This is a genomic window from Holdemanella sp. MSK.7.32, assembly GCF_024460475.1.
Lineage (GTDB): Bacteria > Bacillota_I > Bacilli_A > Erysipelotrichales > Erysipelotrichaceae > Holdemanella.
On sequence record NZ_JANFYN010000085.1, the window covers coordinates 1 to 3,797 of the forward strand.

At 34.9% G+C, this 3,797-nt stretch carries 2 protein-coding genes; one reads left to right on the top strand and one right to left on the bottom strand.

Annotated features, from left to right (window positions below):
• Nucleotides 1–353: 353 nt before the first annotated feature.
• Nucleotides 354–3,137: an HD domain-containing phosphohydrolase gene (locus NE544_RS11740; protein WP_256269465.1), complete on the bottom strand. Its 2,784-nt coding sequence runs from the start codon at nucleotides 3,135–3,137 to the stop codon at nucleotides 354–356.
• 383 nt (nucleotides 3,138–3,520) lie between these two features.
• Between NE544_RS11740 and NE544_RS11745 the strand changes: the two genes are divergently transcribed.
• Nucleotides 3,521–3,797, top strand: a 277-nt coding sequence (locus NE544_RS11745) for a hypothetical protein (RefSeq protein ID WP_256269466.1), incomplete at its 3' end; no start/stop codon positions are given.

The window sequence follows — 3,797 nt, forward strand, 5'->3', positions numbered from 1 at the left end:
TATACAATTCTATATTAACCAGAATACTTTTCTTCCTGGTTTCATAATACGAAAAATAGTATAATACCTCATGGAGTATGAGAAGTTTAAAAAGATCGTTAATTCAAAAATAATCACATACGAAGATTAGTATAGTAGCTTTTCGACTTATCAGAAGGATTTTGTCTTGTATATAAGACAAAAATATATGAATATTGTCTTGTGAACAAGACAAAAAGACATAAATATTGTCTTACAGACAAGACAATATGTTTATATAATGCGGTAAAAGAAAGAGTTCTGCGTATGAATCGAGATATTTTAAAACAGATAATAGTAGATCAAAAGGAGATTGACTAAATTGTCGATCTCCATTATTTCTTCATAGAAATATATTCATAGCTAGGCGTGAAGTGTTGACTATCCTGTAGCTTGTAGTATTCCATAAAAATGCGTGACATGATGTTTGGAATTTGTGTTTCTGCAGGATGAGATAGAATAATCAAATATTGCATAGCACTATAACGTGTACATACATCTACCTTTCGAATGTTGTCTTGAATAGCTTCACCCATATGGTCAAGGGCTTCTTCGATTTCTTCAATATATGGAAGTGTATCTTGTACAGTTTCCATAGTAACCATGACTAGATAACAGTTCCATTGGTTTCGTGTCATCAATTGGTGTATGTATTCATATTGTCTTGTGAAATCGCGATATTCTAGGTGTAATGCGCCTGAATAGTTTCCACTTGTTTGTAGGGAGTTTGCGATTTGTTTCAGGTCTAAACTTGTGTTGGCTGTGTTTCCATAATGGATTTGGTTGTACCAAGAATAGTTGTTCTTACCATTTTGTTTCACATAATACAAGGCTTTGTCGGCTTTTGAATAGGCATCCGCAAACGTATCGTTTCGAGAGCACATGAGCATGCCTGCAGAAAGGGCTGCAAAATGGGTTTCACTATCGTCTTTAATGATTTCTTTGAATTGTTCAATCACATTTGAAACTGTATTTTCGGCTTGTTCTGTATTCGCTTGTGGTAAGAACAGAAGGAATTCATCCCCTCCCATACGACATGCGATCTCAGGTATTGGAATGTCTAGCAATAGTTTTCCCAGGCTTTTTAGGGCTCGATCTCCAGCTTTATGTCCATAGACGTCATTGATTTTTTTAAGGTTATCCATATCCAAGAAAATCAGGCATCCATTTGTCTTTTGCATAGCGCTCGCAATGCGTTTTTGTCCTACATTACGAACAGGAAGGCCTGTAAGATAATCGATGTTTTTTGTTTCTTCCTGATCTTGCATGGTTGTCACAACATCGGAAATAAACTTATTGATTGTGTCTTCTTGGGATGGAAGTATTTCGTGTTCTAAGTGAAATAAAGATCCGTTGTCCATTAATTTCAAGAAGACTTTAGTAATTTCAGGATCAAATTGCGTACCCGCATTCATTTGGATTTCATGATAAATTCGTCCATGACTTAATGCGTTACGATAGATTCTTCTTGAGTTCATGGCATCATAACTGTCGGCTAACGCAATTATACGTGCTTGTATTGGAATTTCATTTCCTTTAAGTCCATCTGGATAGCCAGTACCATCATAATGTTCATGGTGACTTCTTGTGACTTCATCGATATGCGGAATGATCGTTATATCTTTTAAGATGTCTTGTCCAATTGTAGTGTGTTGTTTGATTAAATTAAATTCTTCATTTGTTAATTTGCCAGGCTTATTTAAGATTTGGTCTGGAATACCAATCTTTCCAATGTCGTGTAAATAAGCACAGTTTTTAAGGTTTTGAATCTCTTCATTTGTCCAACCCATATTTTTCGCAATCAAGGCTGCATATTGGGCTACACGCCTTGAGTGTCCACGCGTATATTCATCTTTGGCTTCAATGGTAGTAGAAAGGGATTCCATCATTTGAAGTGTTATTTTTTTGTTTTCTTTCTTTTCAATTTCCAACTCCGTTTGATGGCGCTTTTCTTCTATAATTTGAATTTTTCGAATGGTACGAAAAATATTGGTGAAGAGCAATATAATCATGCCTATGCCAATAAAGATACCTGAAATAGTTGCGACAAAATAAACAGATACAGATTCAATAGCAACACAGACTAGGACTAGAAAGAGTCCAATCAATAGAATGTAGTCGGATTTTGTTTGTTTATTTTTGCGTATGTATTGTACTAAATGAATGAATATTAGGATAAACACAAAGACGAGTAGTAATTGTGCAACGGGCAATGTTTCAATGTAGTCTTTGACTTTTGTAAGATAGAGAATGGAAGAAACAATAAAGTTTAAAATGACGACATAACCAATATTTCGATAGAGTTTTTGGTGCTTGCCATTTTGAATGTTGTCGGCATAGAACAAGATGGGTAATGGACTCAGCATGATCATCACAAAGCATAAAGCAGCTAACGCGGATGCGTTAGGAACTAGGATTTGTCGAATTTTGGATTCTCCAAGCATCCAGATAGAGCCCATGAGCATACACCATCCAAAGTATTCCATGTCGAATGTTGTGTGGTAGACATTTTTTAGGGCTATGCCAAACAGGATGGATGTGATACCGGTAAATAAGATAAAGAAGGCAATAAATGTGGATATTCCATAAGTATTGTATATATATTGCCAAATTTCGGCTTTATTACCACAATACACCTCATTGACAATGCCAGAATAATTTGAAGTGTAGGTTGTCAGTTCAATGCGTAATGTTTTTCCTGCATCTTTATAGGTTGTAGGACAAAAGATGTAGCGACTCGCTGAATTTTTACCAGCCATTCTTGTATCTTTTGTGGAATATTGTGCGCGCAATGAATTTCCTACGTAGAACTGAATGTCCTGCAAAGAGGATCGAATCGCAAAAGTCGTTTCATCATAGTCTTTAGGCAAGGTTGTTGTCAGGACCATGGTATGGCCTGGTTTTACTTCATAGGTTCCGGGAATGTCTATTTTTTGTTTTGTACCATCCTCTTTATTCCAGTAAAAGGAACCGGAATAGATTATGGATTTGGACGGATTGTTATAGTTTTGTTCGTTAGCACCAAATAATTGCATGAAACAAAACCATCCTAAAATTGCAATCATTAAGATGTAAAAGAAGTATTTCATTGTTTGAAAGTTAGATTTTTGTGTATGCATATTTGGATTCCTTCCCTTATAGTTAGCATAGTATTTTTACATAAAAAGTGTCAATAAAAAGTTGTTGACAAACCTATAGAGTAGCTATGGAATAAAAACGTTCTAAATAGAACGATGAGGAGGGTGCATATGCACTTTTGGGATGAACATAAAACGATAACGAGATATTATGAGATGAAGGTTTCTGGAGTTTGTGAAAAATATCAGTTAAGACAGTTGGAGTATGACATATTAATGTTTATTTACTGTTAAAGTCAGAACGCTCGTGACTTTAGTCATGAGATGAATGACGTATGTAACTGGTTTTCAGCTGTTTCTATACGTGAACCATGATATAATATATACGTAGAATATGTCGTAAAAAAATATGAGGAGATTTCGATATGTATACAGTACGCTTTCAATTGGAACTAAGTGGATCTGAGAAACGATTTTTGTCGAAGTCTTTTTTCTATGCGAATCAGATGCATAATCTGTTGGTTCGATATGCTACAAATCGATTGAATGCTTTATTTCATGATAAAGAATATGTGGATGCACGCAAAGCTTATGGAGAAGCTGAATTTTCCAAAAAGAAAGGTTCTGAACTGTCAGCTTCTGAAAAAAAGAAGAAAAAAGAATTGTCAAATATCATGTGTATTAAACAAAAAGAGTATAATC